We start from the raw sequence: 22,225 nt of genomic DNA on the forward strand, positions 1-22,225 counted from the left end.
TCCAGGGAGCGGGAGGAACGCCGTGAGCCATCATCCAGCTCTGCCTTACTTGCGCAACTCCGAGAAGGGCAAGGTCGTCTCGGCGAATGAAGCCGTCATGCTGATCCGCGACGGCGACACGGTGGCGACCGGCGGCTTCGTCGGCATCGGCTTTGCCGAGGAGATCGCCATCGCACTGGAGGAGCTCTATCTGTCCCATGAGGGCGATGCGCCCTATACGCAAGGCAAGCCGCGCAATCTGACGCTGGTCTATGCGGCCGGTCAGGGCGACGGCAAGCAGCGCGGCCTCAATCATTTCGGACATGAAGGCCTGGTGCGGCGCGTGATCGGCGGGCATTGGGGCCTTGCGCCGAAACTGCAGCAGCTCGCGATTGCGAATCAGATCGAGGCCTATAACCTGCCGCAGGGCGTCATCACGCACCTGTTCCGCGACATCGCCGCGCACCGGCCCGGCCACATCACCCGTGTCGGCATGGGCACCTTCGTCGACCCCCGGCACGGCGGCGGCAAGCTGAACGCACGCACCACCGAGGACCTGGTGGAGCTGATCACGCTGCGCGGCGAGGAGTGCCTGCTCTACAAGACCTTCCCGATCGATGTCGGGATCATCCGCGCCACCACCGGCGATCCCGACGGCAATCTCACCATGGAGAAGGAGGCCCTGACGCTGGAGGCGCTCGCCATCGCCATGGCGGCGCATAATTCCGGCGGCATCGTCATCGCCCAGGTCGAGCGCGTCGCCGAGGCCGGCAGCCTCAATCCGCGCCAGGTCAAGATTCCCGGCATCCTGGTCGACTGCGTCGTGGTGTCGAGGCCCGAGAACCACTGGCAGACTTTCGGCACGCAATACAATCCGGCCTTCTCGAGCGAGATCCGGGTCCGCGCCGCCTCGCTGCCGGTGATGCCGATCAGCGAGCGCAAGATCATCGCCCGGCGCGCGGCGCTGGAGCTGAAGGCCAACAGCGTCGTCAATCTCGGCATCGGCATGCCCGAGGGGATCGCCTCGGTCGCCAATGAAGAGCGGATCATCGACCTCATCACGCTGACGGCGGAGCCGGGCGTGATCGGCGGCATCCCGGCGAGCGGCATCGATTTCGGCGCGGCGATCAACACGCAGGCGGTGATCGACCAGCCCTACCAGTTCGACTTCTACGACGGCGGCGGTTTGGACGCCGCCTTCCTTGGGCTTGCCCAAGTCGACCGCACCGGCAACCTCAATGTCAGCAAGTTCGGGCCGAAGCTCGCAGGCGCTGGCGGCTTCATCAACATCAGCCAGAACGCCAAGGAAGTGATCTTCGTCGGCACGTTCGGTGCGGGCAAGCAACGCATCGCGGTAAAGGACGGCAAGCTCGTCATCCTGGACGAGGCCACGTCGCGCAAATTCGTCGAGAATGTCGAGCACGTCACCTTCAGCGGCCCGTTTGCCGCCGCACGCAAGCAACGCACCCTTTACGTCACCGAGCGCTGCGTGTTCGAGCTCCGGGAGGACGGGCTCGAGCTCGTCGAGGTCGCGCCCGGCATCGAGATCGAGCGCGACATCCTGCGCCTGATGGACTTCAAGCCGCTGATCCCGCGCGACCCCGCCCTGATGGACGCGCGCATCTTCGGCGACGGCCTGATGGATCTGCGCGAGCGCCTGCTCACCATCCCGCTCGACCAGCGCTTCACGCTGGACGAGCAGCAGAACCTGTTCTTCGTCAATCTCGAGCGCTATCCGCTGCGCAGCAAGGCGGAGATCGACACCATCGCCGCCATCGTCGAGGCCCGCCTGGCGCCGCTCGGACGCCGCGTCTACGCCATCGTCAATTATGACAATTTTTCTATCCTGCCGGAACTGATGGACGATTATTCGGCCATGGTGCGCAGCCTCGTCGACCGCTTCTATTCCGGCGTGTCGCGCTACACCACGTCGGGTTTCCTGCGCATCAAGCTCGGCGAAGCCCTGGAGAAGCGCGGCGTCGCGCCGCACATCTTCGAGAGCGCGGAGGAAGCGCAGTCGGACTGGCGCCAGGTCGAGGCCGGCGCGGCGCGCAATGCGAGCCAGGCTCAAAAATGATGCATGCTCTCGCGCCGGCGCACGCCGCCGGAAGGATCAATTGCAATGTTCGTGACGTTGTGCAAATCGCTGTTGGCAGAAACTTTACATCAGGAGGGACCATCGTGCGTCGATCACTCATCATAACAACAACCATCCTCGCGCTCGGCGCGGGCACCTCCGCGCTCGCCGACGATCTCAAGATCGCGCTGATCTACGGCAAGACCGGTCCGCTCGAGGCCTACGCCAAGCAGACCGAGACCGGCCTGAAGATGGGATTCGAATACGCCACCAAGGGCAGCATGACGCTCGACGGCCGCAAGATCGTCATCATCACCAAGGACGACCAGGGCAAGCCGGACCTCGCCAAGGCCGCGCTCTCGGAGGCCTATCAGGATGACAAGGTCGATATCGCGATCGGCACGACCTCGTCGGCCGCGGCGCTCGCCATTCTTCCCGTCGCCGAGGAGAACAAGAAGATCCTGATCGTCGAGCCCGCGGTCGCGGACCAGATTACCGGCGAGAAATGGAATCGCTACATCTTCCGCACGGCGCGCAACTCCTCGCAGGACGCGATCTCCAACGCGGTCGCGATCGGCAAGCAGGGCGTCACCGTGGCGACGCTGGCGCAGGACTACGCCTTCGGCCGCGACGGCGTCGCCGCGTTCAAGGAGGCGCTCGCCAAGACCGGCGCGACGCTCGCGGCCGAAGAATATGCCCCGACTTCGACCACCGACTTCACCGCGGTCGGCCAGCGCCTGTTCGACGCGCTGAAGGACAAGCCGGGCCGCAAGGTGATCTGGGTGATCTGGGCCGGCGCCGGCAATCCGCTGGCCAAGCTCCAGGACATGGACCCGAAGCGCTACGGCATCGAGCTCTCCACCGGCGGCAACATCCTGCCGGCGCTCGCCGCCTATAAGGGTCTGCCCGGCATGGAAGGCGCGACCTACTACTTCTATGAGATCCCGAAGAACCCGGTGAACGACTGGCTCGTCGCCGAGCATCAGAAGCGCTTCAACGCGCCGCCGGACTTCTTCACCGCGGGCGGCTTTGCGGCTGCGATGTCCGTCGTCGCCGCCGTCACCAAGGCGAAGTCGACCGACACCGAGAAGCTGATCAGCGCCATGGAGGGCCTGGAGTTTGACACGCCCAAGGGCAAGATGGTGTTCCGGAAAGAGGACCATCAGGCGCTGCAGAGCATGTATCACTTCAAGGTCAAGGTCGATCCGAACGTCGCCTGGGCCGTGCTCGAGCCGGTGCGCGAGCTGAAGATCGAGGACATGAACGTTCCGATCAAGAACAAGCGGTAAGCTTTCTTGCTTCACCTCTCCCGCTCTTGTCCGCCGAAGCCTTGGCGAAGGCGGATGCGGAGAGGCCGGGAGAGGACACCTTCCTCTTGGGGGTTCTCGCCTGCGGAGACAGCCCTCTCCCCGACCCTCCCCCGCAAGCGGGGGAGGGAGCGCAGCGTGACCTGCGGATCTATCTCGTTTCATCATTTGCCAGACTCTCCATGCCGCTCACCCTCGAAACCCGCGACCTCACCATCCGCTTCGGCGGCCATGTCGCGGTCAACAATGTCTCCTGCACGTTTCGCCCGGGCGAGCTGACCGCCATCGTCGGGCCGAACGGCGCTGGCAAGACCACCTATTTCAATCTGATCTCGGGCCAGCTGCGGGCATCCGGCGGCAGCATCGTGTTCGACGGCGCCGACATCACCGAGCATTCCGCACCAATGCGCACCCGTGCGGGTCTCGGACGTGCTTTCCAGCTCACCAATCTCTTCCCGAACCTCTCAGTGGAAGAGAATGTCCGCCTCGCAGTGCAGGCGGCAGCGGGCACGCATTACGACATGCTGCGGCCCTGGATGGTGCGCCGTGACCTGATCGCGCGCGCCGACGCCATCCTCGACCAGGTCGCGCTCGGCAATCGCCGCGGCGTCACTGCGACCGCGTTGTCGCATGGCGACCAGCGCAAGCTCGAGGTCGCGCTGATGATCGCGCTCGAGCCAAAAGTCTTCATGTTCGACGAACCGACCGCCGGCATGAGCATCGACGAGGTGCCGATCGTCCTGAACCTGATCGCGCAGCTCAAGCAGGACAGGAGCAAGATCATCCTCCTGGTCGAGCACAAGATGGATGTGGTGCGCTCGCTCGCCGACCGCATCATCGTGCTGCATAACGGGCAGCTGGTGGCGGACGGCGCACCCGCCGAGGTGATCGCCTCGCCGATCGTGCAGGAAGCCTATCTCGGCGTCGCGCCCAAAAGCGCTGCAGGGAGCGCAGCATGAGCGATCTCCTCAAGCTTTCCGGCGTGCACACCCATATCGGGCGCTATCACATCCTGCAGGGCATCGATCTCGCCGTTGCGGAAGGACAGGTCACGATGCTGCTCGGCCGCAACGGCGCCGGCAAGACCACGACGCTGCGGACCATCATGGGCCTGTGGCAGGCCTCGAAAGGCGAGATCACCCTGGCAGGCCAGCGCATCGAGAGCCTTGCGACGCCCGACATCGCGCGGCTCGGCGTCGGCTACGTGCCGGAGAGCATGGCAGTGTTCTCCGATCTCACGGTGAAGGAGAACCTGGTGCTGGCGGCGCGCGACGCGCCGCTCGACGACAAGCAGCTGGATTGGATCTTCGGCTTCTTCCCGGCGCTGCGCCGCTTCTGGCTGTCGCGCGCGGGAAGCCTGTCGGGCGGGCAGAAGCAGATGCTGTCGATTGCGCGCGCGATCGTCGAGCCGCGCAAGCTGCTCCTGATCGACGAGCCGACCAAGGGCCTCGCGCCCGCCATCGTGATGGCGCTGATCGAGTGCCTGAAGGAGATCAAGCGCAAGGGCGCCACGATCCTGATGGTCGAGCAGAATTTCTTTGCCGCCCGCGAGCTCGGCGACAACGTGCTGGTGATGGACAACGGCACCATCGTTCATCGCGGCGAGATGGCGGCACTCGCCGCCGACGTGCCGCTGCAGGAGCGGCTGCTCGGCCTGAGCCTGGAGGCGCATCAGTGACAGACCTTGCCGCAACCGATCCGCTGCCGAAGCCGAAGCGCGATCTCGCGCCGATCCTGCTGCCGCTCGCGCTCGCGCTGCTGATGATCCCGCTGATCGGATCGACCTCGTCCTGGCTGACCCTGACCGTCGCAAGCCTCGCCATGGGCATGATGATCTTCATCATGGCCTCAGGGCTAACGCTGGTGTTCGGCCTGATGGACGTGCTCAATTTCGGCCACGGCGCCTTCATCGCCGTCGGCGCCTATGTCGCGACCCTGGTGCTGGCGCCGTTCGCGGCGTCCATCCAGGCCGATTCGCTCTGGATGAACCTCGCGGTGCTGGGGCCAGCCGCGCTGCTCTCAATGGCGGTGTCGGGTGCGCTCGGCCTCGTCGTCGAGCGCGTGCTCATCCTTCCCGTCTACGGCCAGCACCTGAAGCAGATCCTGATGACCACCGGCGGCCTGATCGTCGCCGAGCAGACGCTCTATGCGCTGTGGGGACCGCAGATCATCCCGATGCCGCTGCCGGCCTCGCTGCGCGGCTCCTTCATCATCGGCGACGTCGCGATCGCCAAGTACCGCGTGCTGGCGATGCTGATCGGGCTTTCCGTCTTCATCGCGATCCAGCTCGTGCTCAACCGCACCAAGCTCGGCCTCCTGATCCGCGCCGGCGTCGAGAACCGCGAGATGGTGGAGGCGCTCGGCTACCGCATCCGCCGCCTGTTCCTCGGCGTGTTCATGACCGGATCGGCGCTGGCCGGCCTCGGCGGCGTGATGTGGGCGCTTTACCGCGAGCAGGTGCACGCCTCCATGAGTGACGACCTCACCGTCCTGATCTTCATCGTCGTCATCATCGGCGGGTTGGGATCGATCGGCGGCTGCTTCATCGGCGCCATCCTCGTCGCCATGGTCGCCAATTACGGCGGCTTCCTGGTGCCGAAGCTCGCCCTCGTCTCCAACATCCTGCTGATGGTCGCCATTCTGATGTGGCGGCCGCGCGGCCTCTATGCGGTGACCAGCCGATGATGATCCTCTCAGGCGATCCGCCGCGCAGCCGCGTCCTGACGCTCGTTCTCGTCGTCATCATCCTGGCGCTGGCGGCAACGCCATTCCTGTTCCCGGGCGCCAAGGCACTGAACGTCGCGGCCAAGATCTGCATCTTCGCAGCCCTCGTCGCCTCCTACGATCTCCTGCTCGGCTATACCGGCTCGGTGTCGTTCGCCCACACCATGTTCTACGGCATCGGCAGCTACGCGATCGCGATCGCGCTGTACGGCATGGGTCCGAACTGGGCCGCGGTCGCCACCGGCATCGTCGCCGGCCTGCCGCTCGCAGCCCTGCTTGCGCTCGCCATCGGGCTGTTCTCGCTGCGGGTCGCGGCGATCTTCTTCGCCATGATCACGCTCGCGGTCGCCTCGGCCTTCCAGGTGCTGGCCTCGCAGCTGTCCTGGCTGACCGGTGGTGAGGACGGGCGCAGCTTCCAGCTGCCGGAGCTGCTGCGCCCCGGCACGGTGCTGATCTCCAAGAACCTGTTCGGCTTCGAGATCAACGGCCGCATCCTGACCTTCTACCTGGTGTTCGCGATCTCGGCCCTGATGATCCTCGCGCTGCTGCGCGTCGTGAACTCGCCGTTCGGGCGCGTGCTCCAGGCGATCCGCGAAAATCGTTTCCGGGCCGAGGCGCTCGGCTTCCGCACCGTGTTCCACCTCACCTACGCCAACTGCCTCGCCGCTCTCGTCGCAGCCAGCGCCGGCATCCTGAATGCGCTGTGGCTGCGCTATGCAGGTCCCGACACCTCGCTGAGCTTCTCCATCATGCTCGACATCCTGCTGATGGTGGTGATCGGCGGCATGGGCACGATCTACGGCGCGATCATCGGCGCCACCATCTTCATCCTCGCCCAGAACTATCTGCAGTCGCTGATGGGCGTCGCCTCCAAGGCGGCGGGCGAAGCCGGGCTGCCACTGCTGCCGGGGCTGTTGCATCCCGACCGCTGGCTGCTGTGGCTCGGGCTGCTATTCATCGCCAGCGTCTATTTCTTCCCGACCGGCGTGGTCGGACGGCTGCGCCATGGCGGCGGCAAGAAGACCGCTGGCGCCTCGCATTAACCGATGATTCATGATGCAGCGCCGCGTTTGCGGCGGCGCCGCACAACCGGCGCGATACAAGCGCGGCTACATATCGGCGCCATCACGCAACCGGATTAACGCTCAGGTAACTGGTTTTCCTAAGGTTTGCGCCATTTGTGCGGTGTATTCCTGTTCTTCCAGGGAGGGGGAATGCGCCAGGTCTTTGCCAAGGTAGCAGCCGGAATGTCTCTAGCCGCGGGGAACGGCTGGGAGGCCTTGGCGCGCCGCGGTCCTGTCCTGTGGCTGACCTTGTGCGGCGTATTTCTGGTCGCGGGCATTTTCATCGTCACGGCCATGGCGGTCGGCGAATTCCGCGAGCGGACCCTCGCCAACCGCGAGCGTGAGCTCGAAAACACGGTGAAGCTGATCGCGCGGCATTTCGATCAGCAATTCGAGGATTCCGACGTCGTCGCCGCCGACCTGATCGGACAGATGAACCTGGCGGAGATCACCTCGCCTGCGATGTTCCGCGAGCGCATGTCCGGGCCTGCGCCAAACCAGATGCTGCGCAGCAAGATCAGCTCCGTGTCGTATCTCGGCGACATCGCGATCTACGATGCCGAGGGCGATCTGATCAACTGGTCGCGGGCCCAGCCGCTGCCCAAGATCAACATCTCCTCGCGCGGCTATTTCCAGTCGTTCAAGTTCAACCCGGCGGCCGAGCCGGTCATCCTGGAATCGGTCCGCAGCCTCATCATCGGCAAATGGACCACGGTCGTCGCACGCCGGCTGCGCGGCGCGGACGGCACATTCCTCGGCGCCATGGTGCGGCGGATCGACCCGAGCAGCTATCAGCAATATTTTGCTTCGGTCGCGCTCGCCGACGGCACGGCCATCTCGCTGTTCGATCGCGAGGGCAAGATGCTGGCGCGCTATCCGCACGCCGAGGAGCTGATCGGGCGGAACTTCAAGGACGGGCCGCTGATGCAGAAAGTGCTGGCCGAAGGCGGTCAGCAGACGCTCCGCGGCAGGAGCCCCGTCACCGGTGAGGAGCGGCTCGGCTCGGCTGCGTCGCTGACGCATTTCCCGCTGGTTATCATCGCCACCAACACCACGGCAGCGGCACTTGCGGACTGGCGGCAGCAAACCGGCTTCATGGTGGCCACGGCAGGCGTCGCGGCCAGCGTGATCGCGCTGATCCTCTATCTGATCATCCGCCAGATCAACCGGCAGAACCGCGAAGCCCAGCAGCGCATCGAAGCGGAGCGGCTGCGGCTCGACACCGCCCTCAACAACATGTCGCAAGGGCTGATCCTGTACGACGCGGGCGGCACCATCGTCACCTGCAACCGCCGCTACGCCGACATGTTCGGCCTGTCCCACGACGTCATCAAGCCCGGCTGCCACATCCGCGAGGCGATGTATCATCGCAAGGAGCGCGGCGCATTCGATGGCGATGTCGAAGCGTTTTGCGCCGACGTCATGAGGGTCGTCGCCGAAGGCACGGTCTCGACGAGAACGCATCAGCTGGCCAACGGCCGCGCCTTCCAGGTCATCAACACGCCGCTCGCGCAGGGCGGCTGGGTCGCCACGATCGAGGACATCACCGAGCAGCGCAATCTGGAGCAGGAGCGCGACCGCAACTACACCTTCCTGCGCGAGATCATCGACCATATCCCGTCACGGATCACCGTGAAGGATGCCCGCACGCGGCGCTACCTGCTGGCCAACCAGGTGGCCGAGCAACAACTCGGCGAAACCAGCAAGACGATCGTCGGCAAGACCGCGTTCGATCTCTATCCGGCAGAAACCGCCGGGATCATCACCCGGGACGACGACAAGCTGCTGCAATCGCCGGACGGGTTGTTCCTGGACGAGCACGTGTGGACCACGCCAAGCATCGGGCGGCGCTACATCACGTCCACCCGGATCGGAATCCGCGACAGGTCGGGCGAGCCGCGCTACATCATCAATGTCGTCGAGGACGTCACGGAGCGGCGGCGCGATCACGAGAAGATCGCGCATATGGCGCATTACGACGCGCTGACCGACCTGCCGAACCGGGCCCTGTTCCGCGAGCAGATCGAATGCGAGCTGGAGAAGGTGGCCGAAGGCGGCCAGTTTGCGCTGCTCTACATCGACGTCGACGAGTTCAAGGGCATCAACGATTCGCTCGGTCATCACGTCGGCGACGAGCTGTTGAAGGCGATAGGCGGCCGTCTGCGCGGCTGTCTCAAGCAGGGCGATTTGATCGCGCGGCTCGGGGGCGACGAATTCGCCGTGATCCAGACCGACATCGGGTCTTCCGCCGACGTGCTGTCCTTCGTGAAGCGGATCTACCAGGCGATCCGGCAGCCCTATCATTGCCTCGGCCATCAGCTCTCCACCGATGCCAGCATCGGCATCGCGCTGGCGCCCCAGGACGGCGCCGATCTCGATCAGCTGGTCAAGAACGCCGACCTCGCGATGTACGGGGCCAAGGCCGAGGGGCGGCGCACCCACCGCTTCTTCGAGCCCGCAATGGATGCCTGCGCCAAGGCACGCCTCAGCATGGAGCAGGATTTACGCCAGGCCCTCGTCAACGGCGGCTTCGAGATTCACTATCAGCCGCTGGTCGACCTGCGCTCGGGTGAAGTCTCCGGCTGCGAGGCGCTGCTGCGCTGGCGCCATCCCCAGCGCGGCATGGTGTCGCCGGCGGAGTTCATTCCGGTCGCCGAGGACACCGGCCTCATCACCGAGCTCGGCGACTGGGTGCTGCGCACCGCCTGCAGTGAGGCCGCGACCTGGCCGGCGCATGTGCGCCTCGCGGTCAACGTCTCGCCCGTGCAGCTCAAATGCGACACGCTGGCGCTGCGAATCGCGGGCGCGCTCGCCGCCTCCGGCCTCGACCCGCGCCGGCTCGAGCTCGAGATCACCGAGGCCGTGCTGATCCGCGACGACGAGGCGGCGCTCTCGATCCTGCACCAGTTGCGGTCGATCGGCGTGCGCATCGCGCTCGACGATTTCGGCACCGGCTATTCCTCGCTGAGCTATCTGAAGCGCTTCCCGTTCGACAAGATCAAGATCGACCGCTGCTTCGTCGTCGACATCGCCGAGGCGAGCGGCTCGCCCATCATCGTGCAGGCGGTGGTGAACATCGCGGCCGCCAGCAGCATGACCACGGTCGCCGAGGGCGTCGAGACCGAGGCGCAGCGCGACATGCTGCGCGCGCTCGGCTGCACGCAGATGCAGGGCTATCTGTTCAGTGCACCGAAGCCGGCCAGCGAGGTACGCAAGCTGTTCGGTCCCTCCGATGGCTTGCCCGTGGCTGCGGTGGCCTGATGCCGAAGTCGCGCAAGGCGCTCGATGTCGCCGATTCCTACGCCGTCCGGCTGATGCAGCACCTCGTGGTGCCGACCTTCGTGATTGACCCGAAGCGCCGCGTCGTGATCTGGAACAGAGCCTGCGAGCGGCTGACCGGCGTCGGGGCCGCCGAAGTGATCGGCACCAGCAAGCACTGGCAGGCATTCTACGAGACGAAGCGCCCCTGCCTTGCCGACCTCGTCGCGCTCGACCGGCCCGAGCAGTTGCCGGAGTATTATTCGGAATATGCCGCGCGCGGCCACAACGGGCTCGGCTTCTCCGCGGAGAACTGGTGCGTGATGCCCAAGCTCGGCAGCCAGCTCTATCTCGCCATCGACGCCGGCCCGATCCACGACGAGGCCGGCAACCTGATCGCGGTGGTGGAGACTCTGCGCGACCTCACCGACCAGAAGCGCGCCGAGATGGCGCTGAAGGAGCTCGCGACCAAGGACGGGCTCACTGGCCTCGCGAACCGCCGCGCCTTCGACCAGATGCTGCTCGGCGAATGGGCCCGCGCCCAGCGCACGCAGAAGCCGCTGGCGCTGCTGTTCGTCGACGTCGATCATTTCAAGCTGTTCAACGACCAGCACGGCCATCAGAGCGGCGACGAGTGCCTGCGCGCGGTCGCTTCTGTCGTCAACCGGCACGCAGTGCGCCCGCTCGACCTCGCCAGCCGCTATGGCGGCGAGGAGTTTGCGCTGATCCTCCCCGACATGGATTGCGACAGCGCCTGCATGGTGGCCGAGGCGATCCGCTGCGCCGTGATGGCCTTGGCGATCGCCCATGGCGCAATGGGCGCCGGCGACCACGTCACCCTCAGCGTCGGCGTCGCCAGCCATATTCCTGGTAGTACCGACGGCAGCCCGGACCGGCTGCTCGGCGCCGCCGACGAGGCGCTCTATGTCGCCAAACGCCTCGGCCGCAACCGCGTCATCTGCGCCGAACGGGTTTTGGCCGAATTCGCCGCCCTCGGCGGCAAGCCGGTTCCAGACCCCGTCAAGCGCAAATCGGCCTGAAGCGCGCTTCCATCGAGAAGCGGTTGCCCGCCCCGCGCCAATCGGCTAAATGAACCTCGACTAGCACCCGTAGCTCAGCTGGATAGAGCGTTGCCCTCCGAAGGCAAAGGTCACACGTTCGAATCGTGTCGGGTGCGCCACTTTGTGATTTGCGCGATATTGTCACCGATTGACGCGCAGCTCCCTCGATGCGGCGCGCTACCTCAACTAGCCCTACCTCAACTAGCCCTCGGCAGGCAGCTTCATCCGGCCGGTCGCTTCATCAATCTCCCTGATGGCCTGTATCGCGAAGCACACCCCAGATCAGGATAGAGTGACCAAGCGCGAAGCAGCGGAATGTCGCTCGCGCTACCGAACCGCCCCACATTCACCAGAGCCTTTTCGATCACGTCTTCGATGCAACGGCCTCGGCTCGCGTGAGCCAGTTCTGCCCGCCGGAGCCTCTCTCCCGGAGCGACGAATGTTACCGATTGGCGGCGAGATACCGGGCTTGATGCGACGTACACCGTCCCCCAAATCTCACGTCGGATGTTCAATCGCATCGACATAGCCCGGTTCACATGGGGGAGCGTGCGCGTTGCGCACCTCCGTCTGCCGCCCGCGGCGGACGCAGGTGATGCATCGCTCGCGCTGCCTGGAGCGATCGCGGTGGGGTTTAACGGCCAGAAGAACGCCGCTGTAATGCTGGCGAATGGACGCACGGTCGCTCGCGATGCGCCTGCCGGAACAATCGGTCTGACCGGCGGAGAACCGGTCAAATGGGTGCGAACAACTTCGCCCGCTGAAGTGGTAGAAATTTCAGCGGATGGCTCGCTGCGGAGGCAAATTGCCGAGGAACTTGGTGCTGAGGGCCATGCCGATCTTGCCGATATTCATGGCTGGGAGCACTTTCACGCATGGGCGATCGTTGACCGTTTCCGCGCAGCCGCGCGCGGGAGGCATCATTTGAACGACGTCGAACGCGATTCATTGGTGCGGACCCTCTACGCGATTGTCTTGTGCGGAAAATTCGGAGGGCGGGCGATCGAGCGCTCAAAAGGCTCGCTGGATACTCGGCGCCTGCGCAGAGTGCTGGATTTTGTAGAAGCACACACCGCCACGGATCTGACGCTCGCGCGGCTGGCCGAAGTTGCGGCACTAAGTCCGTTTCACTTTGCCAGGGCGTTCAAGGCCGCCACCGGATCTGCGCCGCATCAATATGTGTCGAGCCGCCGCCTAGAGCACGCGCGCCAACGCCTTCGGAACACGCCCGATAGCGTTGAAGCGATCGCCGCCGACCTCGGCTATTCGAACATCAATCATTTTCGTCGTCAGTTCCGTGCCCGGACAGGTCTGTTGCCGTCTGATATCCGCGCGCGCTGAAGCAAAAGACAGCAAGAATCGACCTGCCGCGCAGCGGCCTCATGCCTCTAGGTTCGCGTGACCGGAGAGCCAAGCCGTTTTTGTGAACGACGGCCTGCTGACATGCTGAAGCGGAGGCGCAGGATAACCATGACTCAAAACGAAAACATTTGGCTATCGCGTCGTTCGATGACACTTGGCATCACCGCGGCGGCGGCTACGGCGGCTGCAGTCGGTCGAACAGACGCCCAAACGAATCAGTCGGGAGACCCGACCCGTGTTCTCGCGGGAAAAGTCGCGCTGATCACCGGAGGGCCGCGCAATCTCGGCCGCGCATATGCAGCAGGACTCGCAGCGGACGGTGCGAGCATCATGATCCACTATCATGACGCGGGCGATCGAGCTGATGCCGAGACTGCAGCGCACCTTGTCCGCGCACAGGGTGCTCGTGCCGCCACTATCGAAGGCGAACTCCACGACATGCCGACGCACTCGCGCCTCGTGGAGGCGACGCTGCGCGAATTCGGTCGCATCGACATACTGATCAACAACGCCGGTCGCATGGTCAAGAAGCCGGTGGCCGAAATCAGCGAGGCCGAATACGACGACGTGTTCGGAGTGAACGCCAAGGCGAGCTTTTTCATAATGAAGGAGGTGAGCCGTCATCTTCCGGACGGTGGGCGAATCATTAATGCATGCTCGTCGCTGATCGACGGCTACCTTCCCAACTATGCGTTATATCAGGGATCGAAAGCAGCTCTCGAACAGTTCACGCGCTCCATGGCGCGCGAACTCGGGGCTCGCGGTGTCACGGTCAATGCCGTTGCGCCCGGCCCAATAGATACACCCTTCTATCGGGCGCCCGAGGACGCGGCCGCCATCGCCTACGCGACGCGTCTTTCTGTAGCGGGGCGCCTCGGCGCGGTCTCCGACGTCGTTCCGCTGATTCGGTTCCTTGCGTCGCCAGCATCGCATTGGGTCACGGGCCAGACTGTCTACATTAACGGCGGCTACACCGGGCGATAAACTACTCGAAAGCGACGCACGAAAGATCTTTCGATCTCATCATTGGCGGCATTGCGTAAGATTTGTCCGGGCGTTCGATATTCCCCGGGCACAATCCGGAGCTGCTCGCGATGATGACCCCGGCGCTGGGCAGCGCACTGGACGAGAGCTCCGCGCGCAGGAAGCAGCGCCTCTCACCCACTGACCCGCAGCACCCGAACCGTGAAGACGAGCACGAGGCCGGCCCTCACGTCAGCAACGCGATGATCGCCTGGAGCTGGTCGGACGCTGCCGTCACCAATCCATCGTATGACGTGTGGCCGTGTGCGGCGGCCTTCAGGATGCATTCGGCGACGGCCGCTTTCAGGCCGAACACCGATTGATGGGCCGGCACACTCGCCATCACGGTCTCCAGCGCTTGACGCATGGTGTGAATGAGCTCGGAGCTGTATTGCATGGGCTGTCCTCCGCGGGCTCATATTGGGTCGCGTGCCCATGCTTGCCACTCACAAGCCTGAGATTGTTTTTTGAATCGGTCGAGACCCAGCGCCTCAATTCAAGCGCCAGATCGCCGCATTGAGCACACCGGCGAACGCGACCCAGGCTGCGTAGGGCACGAACAATCCGGCGGCGAGCCTGTCGCGTGACAGCTCGAGACCGATGTAGGTCACGATCGCGATGAACAGGCCGACGAGAATGACGAGCGCGGCGCCGATCTGGTGCATCGTGAACATGACCGGAGACCAAATGAAGTTGAGCGCCATTTGCGCCGCCCAGGCCAGCATCGCCTTGCCCCTGGGCTCACGGCGAAAGGTCCGCCATCCCGCAACAGCGATCAGAACGTAAAGGATGGTCCAGGCGATCGGGAACGCCCAGTTCGGCGGGACGAAGCTCGGCTTGGCAAGGCCGGCATACCATTCACCGGGGGGATTGGTCGCTCCGATCAACCAGCCGGTGCCGACGACGCCCGCCACGAAGACCAACAACTGAAGCATCCGTCACCTCGCCCTTCTCATCATCCGATTGTAACATCTTTCCATGAGCCAATCCGACTCGATGCCTGGCGCAGCCGCGGCCGTGCGACGAGAAGCGATGCGCTGAGCGCCATGGCAAAGTCCTGCGTCTTCTCGCAGCAGCGTCGGATGGGTTGCCGACGTTGACGGAGACGGCCTGACCGGGGCGAGCCCGATTGGGGGAGAATTCGGCCCGTCCTGCGGTTGAGGAACGCATGCGGGCGCGCTAAAGGCAAGCGGGCGCGCGCGGATCCGCAGTCGGACGAACCGCCGCCAGTGGATTCAGCAATTGGTTACAAAGTTATCCCATCGACGCGACATTGACGGGCTCCGGGCGATCGCCGTCTTGAGCGTATTCCTCTATCATTTGGACGTTCCGCCGTTCGGCGGCGGCTTCGTTGGCGTCGACCTGTTTTTCGTCGTGTCCGGCTATCTGATCTCTCGGATCATTCTCAGCGAGGCAGATCGCGGCGAATTTTCGCTCCAGCGATTTTACGAGCGCCGCATCCGGCGCCTCTTTCCCGCAGCGATCGTCACCATCATCGGCATCTTGGCCGTCGGTGGCCTCTGGTTCTCTCCGGAGCTTTTCAAGGGCCTGACTCAAGACGCCGTGGCTACGCTGGTATCGGTCTCGAATTTCTACTTCTGGCGCGGCAGCCACGCCTATTTCGCCAACTCGACCGATCCTAGCCCCGTGCTTCACTTCTGGTCGCTGGCCGTCGAGGAGCAATTCTATCTGTTTTGGCCCGTGTTCATTCTGCTGGGGCGCCGATTGCTCGGTCGCGCACTGCCTTTGCTCATCCTTGGCATCGCAATTCTTTCGCTCGGCGTCGCGCAAGCGACACTCGCAACCGACAGCTCGGGTGCTTTCTACCTGCCGACCTGTCGCGCCTTCGAATTTGCGATCGGAGCGCTGGTCATCTTTGCTGAGCAGAGGCTGACCTTCCCGGCCGGAGCGCGCTCGCTGTTGGCTGCCGCCGGATTCGCTTTGATCGCTTACGCGGTCGTCAGCTTCGACAGTGCGACCTCCTTCCCTGGCGCGACGGCCCTCATCCCATGCCTGGGTGCAGCCTGCGTGATCTTGGCGGGCGAGCGTCACGTCCTTTCGCCTGTCCTGACCAATCCGCTGAGTGCGGGGATCGGGCTGGTGTCCTACTCGCTCTACCTCGTGCACTGGCCCCTGATCGTCTACGCAAACTACATCCTGGGCGATGACGCCAAGTCGGTCGCGGTGAAAGTGCTGATCGTCGTCCTCGCGATGGCGCTGGCTGCGCTGATGTATCGGCTGATCGAACAGCCTTATCGCGCGGGTCGCTCGTCACTGCTGCGAGTCGCCGGCCCCGCCGCCGCGACGATCGTCGCGCTCGCGATTGTTGCATTTGTGGCCAACCGCCAAGATGGCTGGCCATGGCGGCTCCCGGCACAGGCCCGCGAGGTCGCCGATCTGCAGCGATTCGGCTTCTGGCCGTGCGCCAAGAGCGCACAATCGAAATGTGCCTTCGGTTCATTGAGCGACCCCGTTGGCGTGCAAGTGCTCGGCGACTCCTTCGCCGAGCATTATGTCGCAGCGCTGGACCCGGCGGCAAAGCGCGCCGCCGTCCGGGGAGAGGCCTATACGGCCGAAGGTTGTCCGTTGCTCGTCGGGCTGGTGCGAACAGCGTTCGACGGCTCGCAGGACTGCAAACGCCAGCGCGATACCTACCTCGCCGCGATCAGGCAGAACCAGGCTCCAATCGTGCTCAGCCAATCCTGGATGACTTACGGCAATGCGCTCCGCAACGAGCTCGCGCCGGAGGTCAATGCACCGGCCCTGCAGGTCTGGCGGGCCGGCATCGAGAACACGATCCATGAGCTCGGCGGCAGCGGACGGCGCATCCTGATCATAGCGCCCGGAGTCGAGCCGGGCTGCCGCAGCCCGATGTCCCGCTTCGCACCGGGACCCCTCTGGCACGCACCAAGCAAGCCCTGTCCTGCCGTGCCCCTTGATCGCGTGCAGGCCGACAATCGCGAATTCCACGCCATGCTCGAGGAGATCCGGAGCCGCTACCCGAACCAGGTCTTTCTGCTCTATCCAGAACGCTATTTGTGCGGAGAAGCCGAGTGTCCGACCGCCATGGACGGCCTCTGGCTCTATTGGGACGTCAATCACCTCACGGTCGCAGGTGCGCAGCGCGTTGGCGACGGAGCCTCAAGCCAGCTCCTTGAGTTCATCCGTGGCAAGTAGGAGCCTCTGCCTCTCCCAAGCGATCGCGGCCGAGCCGAAGCCATCTCGACTGAACGGAACTGACGAGCGCCTCTCGTCACGAGCCTGAGATAGCTTTTGACCCTGCCGCGATTGTGCAGCTCAATTCAGCCGCCGGATCGACGGAAGCATCCCTCAGCTCGCGCATCTCCCCACGCGATCGTATCATCTTTCCATGAGCGAATCCGACCCGACGACCGGCGAGCCCTCGCCTGTCCGCAAGATCATCCATATCGACATGGATGCGTTCTATGCCTCTGTGGAGCAGCGTGACAATCCGGAGCTGCGCGGCAAGCCTGTGGCGGTCGGCGGCTCCGCGGAACGCGGCGTCGTTGCGGCTGCGAGCTACGAGGCCCGCAAGTTCGGCGTCCGCTCGGCCATGCCGTCGGTGACGGCGAAGCGGCAATGTCCCGATCTGATCTTCGTCAGGCCGCGCTTCGAGGTCTACAAGGCGATCTCCAGACAAATCCGCGACATCTTTGCCGAGCACACGCCCGTCATCGAGCCGCTGTCGCTCGACGAAGCCTATCTCGACGTGACGGAGAACCTGCAAGGCATCCCGCTGGCGCGGGACATCGCGCTCGAGATCCGCGCGAAGATCAAGGCGGAGACCGGCCTCACCGCGTCGGCGGGTATCTCCTACAACAAGTTCCTGGCCAAGCTCGCGTCCGATCATCGCAAGCCCAACGGCCAGTTCGTGATCTCGCCGGAGATGGGGCCGGCCTTCGTCGAGCCGCTGCCGGTCGGCAAATTCCACGGCATCGGTCCGGCGACGGCTGCGAAGATGAACGCGCTCGGCCTGTTCACCGGCCGGGACATCCGCAACCAATCCCTGGAGTTCATGAACGCGAATTTCGGCAAGTCAGGCGCGTATTATTATTGGATATCGCGCGGCGTCGACGAGCGGCCGGTCCGCGCCAACCGGATCCGCAAATCCGTCGGCGCGGAGAACACGTTCTCGACCGACCTCGATGCGTTCGACGCGCTTGCCGCCGAGCTAAGGCCGCTCGTCGACAAGGTCTGGCGGCATTGCGAGGCGACGGGCAATCGCGGCCGCACCGTCACCCTGAAGATCAAGTTCGCCGATTTCGAGATCATCACGCGCAGCCGATCCGTCGCGGCGTCCGTTGCCGGACGCGACGATCTGGAGCGGCTGGCCTGCGGCCTGCTCGAAGCCGAGATGCCGCTGCCCAAGCGCGTCAGGCTGCTTGGGGTCTCGTTGTCGTCGCTCCACCCCGCCGGCGAGTCGGAGCCGCAGCTGACGCTGGGCATCTGAACGCGGCTTGAGGCCCCTTCGGTGAACGCGGCATCTTTATCCGCGACGCGGCGCCAAACCTGTCGTAGATACACCAGACATGACTTTTCGCGATTGAGTTTGGATGCTTGCCTTATTGATACGCCTCGGACTGCGCTTCGAAGACCGCATCGAGGAACGCCGGTTTGTCGACCAATATGTCCGGGGCAGTCTCGGATGGACGCAGATCGCGATGCTGCTTGGCGCCGCCACCTATGCCAGCTACACGCTCTGGGATTGGGTGCTCTACCCCGAAGTCGTGCCGACCACGCTCGCAATCCGCGGTGGAACCGCCGTGGTCATCCTGCTCCCGCTGACGGCGCTGCTGTCGCGGCGCCGGATGAAGCCATGGGCGGAGACGATCTTTCTCATCTATTGCGTCATCCCGGGCTGCATTTTGCCGAGCATCTATCTCGTGCTTCCCTCGGGCTTCACCTTTGCCGCGCCCGGCATGATGATGATCATACTGTTCGTCTCGACCATGCTGCCCTTGCGGATCGGCTCGCTGGCGATCTTCTGCCTGCTGTCGTGGGTGGCGTTGCTGGTCGCCGAGACATTCGCGTCGACAATGCCGACCGGCCTGAGCTTCATCAACCATTCTCTCGTCGGCAACGCCTACGCATTGTCGCTCTACGCGGTGGCTGCGCGCGAGTACCGGGCGCGAAAGCAGTTCCGGACATCCGAGGCGCTGCAACAGGAAAAGGAACGCTCCGAGAAATCGTTGCGCGATCTGCGCGCGACCCAGGAGCATCTCGTGCAGGCGGAAAAGCTCGCCTCGCTCGGGCAATTGGTGGCAGGTGTCGCTCACGAGGTCAGCACCCCGCTCGGCCTCGCCTTGACGACGTCGACGGCCATGCAGGATGACCTGCAAACGATGAGTGATGCATTGGGCGGAGCATCGGTCCGGCGGTCCGATCTAACCAAGGGCATCGACCGGCTCAAGCAGGGGCTCAACCTGACCTTCGAAAATCTGCACCGCGCATCCGAAATGGTGCACAGCTTCAGGCAGGTCGCGGTCCATCAAGCCGATGAGGACCGGCGCAGTTTCGAGCTCAGGGATTGGCTATCGGAGTTGATGTCCCGGCTCGGGCCATTGCTGTCGCATCATGCCCTGACCGTGGAGGTACACTGCCCGGCGGGAATCAAGCTCAACAGCTATCCCGGAGCGCTTGCTCAGGTGATCAGCAATCTCGCCCTCAACACTGCAGCGCATGCGTATCCTGACAAGAGAGGCGGCCGGTTCGTGATCACGGTAAACCAACCGAATCCGAGATCAGTCCGCCTTGTCTGCGCTGATGAAGGCGTCGGAATCCCTGACCACCTGCAGGCGCACATCTTCGATCCATTCGTCACGACAAGTCGCGAGAAAGGCAATGCCGGTCTGGGACTGCACATCGCGTTCAATCTCGTCACCTCATCGCTCAACGGGCGCTTGCTGCTCGAGAGCAAGGCGAGTCCGGGAACTCAGATCGTCATCGAAATTCCCGTTGAAGAACACGTTGCAAGAGGACCGCGAAGACTAGAGGTTTGACACTATTGCGAGCGGTTCTGTGTCGATCTTCGAGGCACTGCCTGACGTGAAGCTGACAGACCAGCCTCTTTTTCGATTTCGACGCGCTGCTCTGAACAAGATGCACTCCATTGGCTGTTCGTTCGAGCGCGATCGACGTAAAGTTTTTTGCGAACGCAGTTTGGTCGCGCCATTCAATTGACACGTACTGACGGATAGTCGTCGGCGTTTCGCGACGCTGCTCACGCGCGATAGCCTCGATGTCTCTCTCGTGCGGTGGTCCGCGCATGAGGGCGTCCGGTTGATCGCACATGAATGAAGCGCCAATCGCATGAAATCGAAAAGATAAACTGTCGTTTGATTCACCGTCTTGCTTTCGAACTGCGCTTGAAATTTTCGTTGTTCGCCGCTCGAGGAGCTGATCGTGACTCAACTCAACATGCGCTTGTCCGAGGACGAGCAGTCCCGGAACGTACGGAAAGGTGCGCTCGCTGCGATCGTCACTCAGGTCGTGCGTGTAGCGACGCAGACCGGATCTGTGATCCTGCTCTCGCGCCTACTGACGCCAGTCGACTTTGGTACTTATGCAATGGCTTCGCCGGTGCTCGCCTTCGCGGTGCTGTTCCAGGATCTCGGTCTTGGACACGCGACCGTGCAGAAGGACGAGTTGACGCACAACGAGCTGAGTGCGCTGTTCTGGGTGAACCTCTCGGTCGGCGCGCTACTGGCGGCCACACAGGTGGCGCTATCGCCGCTCGTTGCCAGGTTCTACAGCGCGCCAAATCTCGCCCCACTGACATCTGGTATGAGCGTCACGTTGCTGCTCAGCGGCGCTGACGTCCAGCATTTGTCGTTGCTGACGCGACAGATGAGATTCTGGACGCTGGCAGGCCTGGAGTCCGCGGCCGCACTGACTGGATTACTGACCTCTGCCGCGGTCGCGTACGTCTATCACAGCTATTGGGCCATTCTCGCCGGCAGCCTGACATCAGGTCTGGTGCTCGCGAGCGGCGCGTGGCTGAGTTCGGGATGGTTGCCGTCGAGGCCCGGCTCGATCAAGGCTGCACGCGACATGCTGAACTTCGGGCTCGGCGTGACCGGCTACAATCTTGCCGAATTCCTGTCCCGCAATACCGACGGGGTGTTGATCGGCAAGGTCTGGGGGGCTGCCTCGCTTGGCGCGTATAACCGCGCCTACCGGTTGCTGCTGTTTCCGCTTCAGCAAGTCAGCAATCCGATGGTGCGAATCATGCTGCCGACGCTGTCGGGCCTGCTGAAGGAGCCGGAGCGCTATCGGGATTCGTTCCGTCGCGCGGTGCTGCCGGCGCTCCTGCTCGTGTTGCCTGGCGTCGGCTTCATGATCGCGACCGCCGATACGCTGGTCGAAACCCTGCTCGGCGGCCAATGGAGCGAGGCTGCGCCGATCTTCGTCGCCCTCAGCATCGCCGGTCTGCTGCAGACCAGCAACAGCCCCGCCAACTGGCTTTTCCTCAGCCAGGGCCGCACCAAGGAATACATGCGCTGGGGCCTGTTCAATGTCTCAACATCGATTCTCGCTTTCATATGCGGGCTGCCGTTCGGACCAGTCGGCGTCGCCAGCGCATACTCGATCAGCGAGTGCGTGCGCACGCCCATCCTGTGGTGGCTGATTGGGCGACGCGGCCCGGTGCGTCATCGAGACCTCATGGAAGTGGTCGGGCCACATCTCGCCGGAGCCCTCGCTTCCGTGGTGACGGTGTCTCTGCTGCATCGCTGGCTGCTGGCGCGTTCGATCGGAGGGATCCCGGAATTGGCAGCCTGCTTCTGCCTTTCATATGCGGTTTCGCTCACGATCGTTGCGCTGTTTCCGGCCTGTCGCGGAGAAATGTGGCGCTACGCACAGAGCATTCGCGACAGATAATGCGACCGGCACCAGACCGTTCGCAAGACGGCGGAGCTGATCACCACGTCACCAGTCACGCCAAAGCCGCGCGCCACGGGAGTGCCGTGGCGCACGTGTCTCCAAAACGTCCCGTCGGGCTGCTCAATGCCTCACATGCTCGAACACCACGATCACGCCGGTCGGTTCGGGCTCATGCGCCATCAGGCGCGTCAGGTCGGAATCGCCCCAATCAGCGAGGCTCACGACCTCGCCGCTCTGGCGGTCGCCGCCGAGCGATCCCGTCGGCTCGAGCACCTTGAGGCCCATCTCGTCGACGAAGAAGGTGTGCTCGCCGAACATGCTGTTGAGCTGCGGCATCGCCGGATGTTCGTCGGGCAGCACCTGAGCGCCGAGCTGGTTGACGGTCTGCTTCACCTGTTCAGATGTGAGCTTCATGAGCTGCTCCGTTGTTGTATCCGGTTTCATCGAGCCAGGCGGGAGCGAGCATTC

General features: G+C 64.0%; 17 protein-coding genes and 1 tRNA gene. 15 read left to right on the plus strand and 3 right to left on the minus strand.

The annotated features are described in order from the left end of the window. Positions 1–22: 22 nt before the first annotated feature. From I6F36_RS19455 to I6F36_RS19505, 11 genes are all read left to right on the plus strand, one after another. Entirely contained in the window at positions 23–2,056 is a 2,034-nt protein-coding gene (locus I6F36_RS19455) for an acyl CoA:acetate/3-ketoacid CoA transferase (protein WP_225153641.1), read from the plus strand. Between the two features lie 104 nt (positions 2,057–2,160). Next, a complete protein-coding gene (locus I6F36_RS19460; protein WP_036002387.1) occupies positions 2,161–3,345 on the plus strand; it encodes a substrate-binding domain-containing protein in 1,185 nt (394 codons plus the stop codon). Between the two features lie 200 nt (positions 3,346–3,545). Next, positions 3,546–4,322 (plus strand): ABC transporter ATP-binding protein, encoded by a 777-nt coding sequence (locus I6F36_RS19465; protein ID WP_225130156.1) that lies wholly within the window; start codon positions 3,546–3,548, stop codon positions 4,320–4,322. Beyond that, entirely contained in the window at positions 4,319–5,041 is a 723-nt protein-coding gene (locus tag I6F36_RS19470; protein ID WP_036038610.1) for an ABC transporter ATP-binding protein, read from the plus strand. Before I6F36_RS19465 ends, I6F36_RS19470 begins: the two co-directional genes overlap by 4 nt. Then, entirely contained in the window at positions 5,038–6,048 is a 1,011-nt protein-coding gene (locus I6F36_RS19475; RefSeq protein WP_036002397.1) for a branched-chain amino acid ABC transporter permease, read from the plus strand. The genes I6F36_RS19470 and I6F36_RS19475 overlap by 4 nt, the downstream gene beginning before the upstream one ends. Beyond that, positions 6,045–7,130 (plus strand): branched-chain amino acid ABC transporter permease, encoded by a 1,086-nt coding sequence (locus I6F36_RS19480; protein WP_225130158.1) that lies wholly within the window; start codon positions 6,045–6,047, stop codon positions 7,128–7,130. Before I6F36_RS19475 ends, I6F36_RS19480 begins: the two co-directional genes overlap by 4 nt. A 171-nt stretch (positions 7,131–7,301) precedes the next feature. After that, positions 7,302–10,412, plus strand: coding sequence for an EAL domain-containing protein (locus I6F36_RS19485; protein ID WP_225171967.1), 3,111 nt, complete (start codon positions 7,302–7,304; stop codon positions 10,410–10,412). Further along, the gene (locus I6F36_RS19490; RefSeq protein ID WP_057025902.1) at positions 10,412–11,449 is read left to right on the plus strand and encodes a diguanylate cyclase; all 1,038 of its coding nucleotides are present in this window, start codon (positions 10,412–10,414) and stop codon (positions 11,447–11,449) included. The genes I6F36_RS19485 and I6F36_RS19490 overlap by 1 nt, the downstream gene beginning before the upstream one ends. 63 nt (positions 11,450–11,512) lie before the next feature. Beyond that, positions 11,513–11,589 (plus strand) — tRNA-Arg (locus tag I6F36_RS19495). A gap of 388 nt (positions 11,590–11,977) precedes the next feature. Then, entirely contained in the window at positions 11,978–12,811 is an 834-nt protein-coding gene (locus tag I6F36_RS19500; protein ID WP_225130162.1) for a helix-turn-helix domain-containing protein, read from the plus strand. Positions 12,812–12,940: 129 nt separating this feature from the next. Then, positions 12,941–13,816 (plus strand): SDR family oxidoreductase, encoded by an 876-nt coding sequence (locus I6F36_RS19505; protein ID WP_225130163.1) that lies wholly within the window; start codon positions 12,941–12,943, stop codon positions 13,814–13,816. Between the two features lie 226 nt (positions 13,817–14,042). Here I6F36_RS19505 and I6F36_RS19510 read toward each other — a convergent pair whose 3' ends face one another. Both I6F36_RS19510 and I6F36_RS19515 read right to left on the minus strand, forming a co-directional pair. Next, entirely contained in the window at positions 14,043–14,252 is a 210-nt protein-coding gene (locus I6F36_RS19510) for a hypothetical protein (RefSeq protein ID WP_225130166.1), read from the minus strand. A gap of 94 nt (positions 14,253–14,346) precedes the next feature. Further along, positions 14,347–14,790: a TspO/MBR family protein gene (locus I6F36_RS19515; RefSeq protein ID WP_036024016.1), complete on the minus strand. Its 444-nt coding sequence runs from the start codon at positions 14,788–14,790 to the stop codon at positions 14,347–14,349. Between the two features lie 307 nt (positions 14,791–15,097). On the opposite strand from I6F36_RS19515, the gene I6F36_RS19520 reads away from it, so the two are divergent. The 4 genes from I6F36_RS19520 to I6F36_RS19535 all read left to right on the plus strand — a co-directional run bounded on the left by I6F36_RS19520 (position 15,098) and on the right by I6F36_RS19535 (position 21,754). Next, positions 15,098–17,032, plus strand: a complete 1,935-nt coding sequence (locus I6F36_RS19520; protein ID WP_225171968.1) for an acyltransferase family protein — start codon at positions 15,098–15,100, stop codon at positions 17,030–17,032. Positions 17,033–17,225: 193 nt separating this feature from the next. Then, positions 17,226–18,326, plus strand: coding sequence for a DNA polymerase IV (gene dinB, locus I6F36_RS19525; RefSeq protein ID WP_225143030.1), 1,101 nt, complete (start codon positions 17,226–17,228; stop codon positions 18,324–18,326). 103 nt (positions 18,327–18,429) lie between these two features. Beyond that, positions 18,430–19,875 (plus strand): sensor histidine kinase, encoded by a 1,446-nt coding sequence (locus I6F36_RS19530; protein WP_225130172.1) that lies wholly within the window; start codon positions 18,430–18,432, stop codon positions 19,873–19,875. A 418-nt stretch (positions 19,876–20,293) separates the two neighbouring features. Then, a complete protein-coding gene (locus tag I6F36_RS19535) occupies positions 20,294–21,754 on the plus strand; it encodes a lipopolysaccharide biosynthesis protein (protein ID WP_225171994.1) in 1,461 nt (486 codons plus the stop codon). 123 nt (positions 21,755–21,877) lie between these two features. Here the strand turns inward: I6F36_RS19535 and I6F36_RS19540 are convergent, their stop codons facing one another. After that, positions 21,878–22,171: a hypothetical protein gene (locus I6F36_RS19540; RefSeq protein WP_225153653.1), complete on the minus strand. Its 294-nt coding sequence runs from the start codon at positions 22,169–22,171 to the stop codon at positions 21,878–21,880. Positions 22,172–22,225 lie beyond the last annotated feature (54 nt).

This window comes from Bradyrhizobium sp. BRP19, from assembly GCF_020194195.1.
GTDB classification, from domain to species: domain Bacteria; phylum Pseudomonadota; class Alphaproteobacteria; order Rhizobiales; family Xanthobacteraceae; genus Bradyrhizobium; species Bradyrhizobium yuanmingense.

Excerpts from the sequence above, each read along its gene's own strand:
- I6F36_RS19505 (WP_225130163.1), top strand. The coding sequence starts at position 12,941 with ATGACTCAAAACGAAAACATTTGGCTATCGCGTCGTTCGATGACACTT.
- I6F36_RS19500 (WP_225130162.1), top strand. The coding sequence starts at position 11,978 with ATGTTCAATCGCATCGACATAGCCCGGTTCACATGGGGGAGCGTGCGC.
- I6F36_RS19535 (WP_225171994.1), top strand. The coding sequence starts at position 20,294 with ATGCGCTTGTCCGAGGACGAGCAGTCCCGGAACGTACGGAAAGGTGCG.
- dinB (WP_225143030.1), top strand. The coding sequence starts at position 17,226 with ATGAGCGAATCCGACCCGACGACCGGCGAGCCCTCGCCTGTCCGCAAG.
- I6F36_RS19480 (WP_225130158.1), top strand. The coding sequence starts at position 6,045 with ATGATGATCCTCTCAGGCGATCCGCCGCGCAGCCGCGTCCTGACGCTC.
- I6F36_RS19515 (WP_036024016.1), bottom strand. The coding sequence starts at position 14,790 with ATGCTTCAGTTGTTGGTCTTCGTGGCGGGCGTCGTCGGCACCGGCTGG.
- I6F36_RS19530 (WP_225130172.1), top strand. The coding sequence starts at position 18,430 with ATGCTTGCCTTATTGATACGCCTCGGACTGCGCTTCGAAGACCGCATC.
- I6F36_RS19510 (WP_225130166.1), bottom strand. The coding sequence starts at position 14,252 with ATGCAATACAGCTCCGAGCTCATTCACACCATGCGTCAAGCGCTGGAG.
- I6F36_RS19465 (WP_225130156.1), top strand. The coding sequence starts at position 3,546 with ATGCCGCTCACCCTCGAAACCCGCGACCTCACCATCCGCTTCGGCGGC.
- I6F36_RS19470 (WP_036038610.1), top strand. The coding sequence starts at position 4,319 with ATGAGCGATCTCCTCAAGCTTTCCGGCGTGCACACCCATATCGGGCGC.
- I6F36_RS19490 (WP_057025902.1), top strand. The coding sequence starts at position 10,412 with ATGCCGAAGTCGCGCAAGGCGCTCGATGTCGCCGATTCCTACGCCGTC.
- I6F36_RS19485 (WP_225171967.1), top strand. The coding sequence starts at position 7,302 with ATGCGCCAGGTCTTTGCCAAGGTAGCAGCCGGAATGTCTCTAGCCGCG.
- I6F36_RS19540 (WP_225153653.1), bottom strand. The coding sequence starts at position 22,171 with ATGAAGCTCACATCTGAACAGGTGAAGCAGACCGTCAACCAGCTCGGC.